Genomic DNA, 3,581 nt, shown 5'->3' on the forward strand with positions numbered 1-3,581 from the left:
AAGCAGACGAAGCAGACGCATGCGCGTATCTCCTGTCGGGTCGGCAGCGTCAGAACGGAAGGGCCTTGGGCCGAGCCCAGCGATACCACAGCGCGATCAGCATCCTCGTCAGCGTCACGGCCGTGATCACGGTCGTCAGAATGCCCAGGATGAAGACCACGGCGAAACCGCGCACCGGTCCCGAACCCAGTGAGAACAGCGCGACCGCTGCGATCAGCATGGTGACGTTCGAGTCGATGATCGTCGCAAAGGCTCGTTGGAACCCAGCTTCGAGCGCCGAGACCAATGAGCGGCCCATATGCGATTCCTCGCGCATGCGCTCATAGATCAGCACGTTGGAATCGACCGCCGTGCCAATGGTGAGCACGATGCCGGCGATGCCCGGCAAGGTCATGGTTGCCCCGAGCAACGACATCAGTCCGAAGATCAGGCAGACATGGACGAGCAGCGCCACGCTCGCGATGACCCCGAAGACCCCATAGGTCAGGACCATGTAGAGGATCACGAGCGCGGTCGCGATCAGCGTCGCCATCTTGCCCGCCTGGATCGAGTCCTGACCAAGGCCCGGGCCGACGGTGCGCTCCTCGACGATCGTCATCTTGGCCGGCAGGGCGCCGGCGCGCAGCAGGATCGCCAGGTTGTTCACGGACTCAACCGTGAAATTGCCAGAGATCTGGCCAGAGCCGCCGGTAATCGGCGACTGGATGACCGGGGCCGAGATCACCTTGTTGTCGAGCACGATTGCCAGCGCCCGCCCGAGATTCTCGGTCGTCGCCTGGCCAAAGCGCTGGGCGCCACGGATATTGAAGCGGAAATTGACGATTGGCTGGCTAGTGCGCTGGTCGAAGGCAGGCTGCGCGTCGATCAGGTCTTCGCCCTCCACGATGACCTGACGGCTCACCGGCACAAGCTGACCGCCGGCGTCCTGCGAGGGCAGCATGTCGACATCACCGCTGTTCTGGTCGGCGACCATGCGGAACTGCAGTTTGGCGGTGTCGCCAAGGATGTGCTTCAGCCGTTGCGGGTCCTGCAGGCCCGGTACCTGGACAAGAATGCGATCAAGTCCCTGGCGCTGGATATTTGGTTCGGTGGTGCCGAGCGCGTCGACGCGTCGGCGTAACACTTCCATGGCCTGCTCGACGGCACGACGCACGCGCTCATTGGCCCCCGCCTCTGTCAGCTGGAGCTGAACGAGGCCGTCAGGCTGCTCGGAGACCTCGATCGACTGGGTGCCCGAAGGACCGAAGGCGCCGAGCGTACCGACCGGTTGCGCCAGCTCGCGAAGCTTCGGCATCAGCTTGGCACGGTCGCTTGCCTCCGGCACACGCACCTGCACGCCACGCGCGGTCAGGCCGATACCGCCCTGAAAGGCGATGCGCTCCTCGCGCAGGATGCGCCGCATATCGTCGCGAAGCTGCGTCACCTGCGTCTTGATCAGGTCCGCCCTGTCGATTTCAAGCAGAACATGCGAGCCGCCCTGCAGATCGAGGCCAAGCGTCACGGCATGGATCGGCAGCAGGAACCGCGGAATCCAGGACGGGGCGCCCTGCTCGATCGCCTTTCGGGTCTCGGGCGAAAACAGGTTCGGCAAAGCCAGCCCGCAACCGAAGAGCAGGACGAGGAGAACCGCGATGACCTTGCGGGCCTGGAAACGAAGCATCTGCGTGAACAGCCTTGTTGTCGCGCGCCGACCCTGTCAGGGCCGGGACGCCATTCAGCTCTTGACCGGCTCGCTCTTGGAGCGGACGTCCTGGATCATGCCCTTGACCAGCCGGACGCGAACGCCATCGGCAATCTCGGCCTCGATCTCGCCGTCGTCGATCACCTTCGAGACCTTGGCCACGATACCGCCCGAGGTCACGACCGTGTCACCACGCCGCACGTTCTTGATCATCTCCTGATGCGTCTTCACCCGCTTCTGCTGCGGGCGGATGATCAGGAACCACATGATCACGAAGATCAGCACGAACGGAACGAAGCTCATCAGCATTTCGGGCGTTCCGCCGCCGATACCTTGGGCAAATGCAGGGGTAATCACAAAAAGGCTCCTTCACAGCGGCGGCGCGGGCGCGCCTGCCGTCGATGCGGTTGCGGCTTCGTCAGGTCAAAAATCGCGCGGACTATAGCCAGAGACGCCGTTAAATCAATTGTTGGCGCGGCGACGAACCGACCGCGTCGCTTCACCTATGAGCTTGCCGGCATGCGCGCAATGGCCTTGTCCGATTCAGCTTGGCATATTCCATAGAGTTCGTTCCGAAGAATGGCTGTCATGGCTCTCTGACAGGAAACCCCGAACATTGAGCCGCGCCTCCCCTGGGTCGCCTGGCTCGACGTCTCAGCTTGAACACCGCTCGCGCGATAGGCTTTGTCCCGATGACCACCGGCTCTCCCGATCTGAACCTCGAAACTCTCCTCCGCATCGCCTCGGCGCTGGAGCGCCTCGCGCCGCCGGCGCGAAGGGCAGCGGACCTCACTGCCGCCGACGCCTTCGTCTGGCATCCGGCGGCGGCGGACCTGGCTCCCGTCGCGAGGGTCAACCGGGTCGAACTCTCGCTGCTGCGTGGCGTCGACCGGGTCCGAGACACGCTGGCAGAGAACACGGAGCGCTTCGCCCATGGACTGCCTGCCAACAACGTATTGCTCTGGGGCGCGCGAGGCATGGGCAAGTCGTCGCTGGTCAAGTCGGTCCATGCCGACACCAACAAGCGCCTAGCCGGCAAGGCCCTGCCCCTGAAACTGATCGAGATCCACCGTGAGGACATCGAGAGCCTGCCGGCTCTGATGGCCATGCTGCGGCAGGACAAGCACCGCGCCATCGTCTTCTGCGACGACCTCTCCTTCGATGGCCAGGACACCTCCTACAAGTCGCTCAAAGCGGCGCTGGACGGTGGCGTCGAGGGCCGCCCGGACAATGTCGTATTCTACGCCACCTCGAACCGTCGCCACCTGCTGCCGCGCGACATGATGGAGAACGAGCGCTCGACGGCGATCAACCCCGGCGAGGCCGTCGAGGAGAAGGTCTCGCTCTCGGACCGCTTCGGCCTCTGGCTCGGCTTCCACAAGTGCAGCCAGGACGAGTACCTGGAGATGATCAACGGCTATGTCAGCCATTTCAGCCTGACGATCGCACCCGATGAGCTTCGTCGCGAAGCGCTGGAATGGGCGACCACACGCGGATCGCGTTCGGGGCGCACCGCCTGGCAGTACATCCAGGACCTGGCGGGCCGGCTCGGCCAACGGCTCGACGGCTGAGCCGCGCAAGACCATCGCCGCGGGCGGCATGCCCGCGGCCTGATGGAAATAAGCCGGTGTTCTCCGGTGGATAGACGGCGTTCCGGATTCAATCTGGCAGCGTCGCCAGGCTCGGGCCGGATGTTCGGCGCCATGGGGGCGTAGGCCGAGCCACAGAATGAAAACGGCGGGACGGCCTTTCCTGGGACCGTCCCGCCTTGTTTCGATCAGCGGGGTCTCGCGGGAACTGATCGAAGGTGAATGCTTCTGCGTGTCTCCGGACGGAAGTGAGAGCTCAAACCCTGAGGCGGCGTCAGACCAATTCTGGATCAGTTGTTCAGGTAGGGAAC

At 64.0% G+C, this 3,581-nt stretch carries 3 protein-coding genes; 1 reads left to right on the forward strand and 2 read right to left on the reverse strand.

Features of this window, described 5'->3' with window-relative positions; genetic code table 11:
• Nucleotides 1-49: 49 nt before the first annotated feature.
• Both secD and yajC read right to left on the reverse strand, forming a co-directional pair.
• Nucleotides 50-1,660: a protein translocase subunit SecD gene (gene secD / locus AC1DJT_RS35160; protein ID WP_441505973.1), complete on the reverse strand. Its 1,611-nt coding sequence runs from the start codon at nt 1,658-1,660 to the stop codon at nt 50-52.
• Between the two features lie 54 nt (nt 1,661-1,714).
• Nucleotides 1,715-1,990 (reverse strand): preprotein translocase subunit YajC, encoded by a 276-nt coding sequence (gene yajC / locus AC1DJT_RS35165; RefSeq protein ID WP_441490031.1) that lies wholly within the window; start codon nt 1,988-1,990, stop codon nt 1,715-1,717.
• 383 nt (nt 1,991-2,373) lie between these two features.
• Between yajC and AC1DJT_RS35170 the strand changes: the two genes are divergently transcribed.
• The gene (locus tag AC1DJT_RS35170) at nt 2,374-3,252 is read left to right on the forward strand and encodes an ATP-binding protein (RefSeq protein WP_441489707.1); all 879 of its coding nucleotides are present in this window, start codon (nt 2,374-2,376) and stop codon (nt 3,250-3,252) included.
• The last annotated feature ends 329 nt before the right edge of the window (nt 3,253-3,581 follow it).

Source organism: Allobosea sp. 05T422_2 (assembly GCF_056396265.1).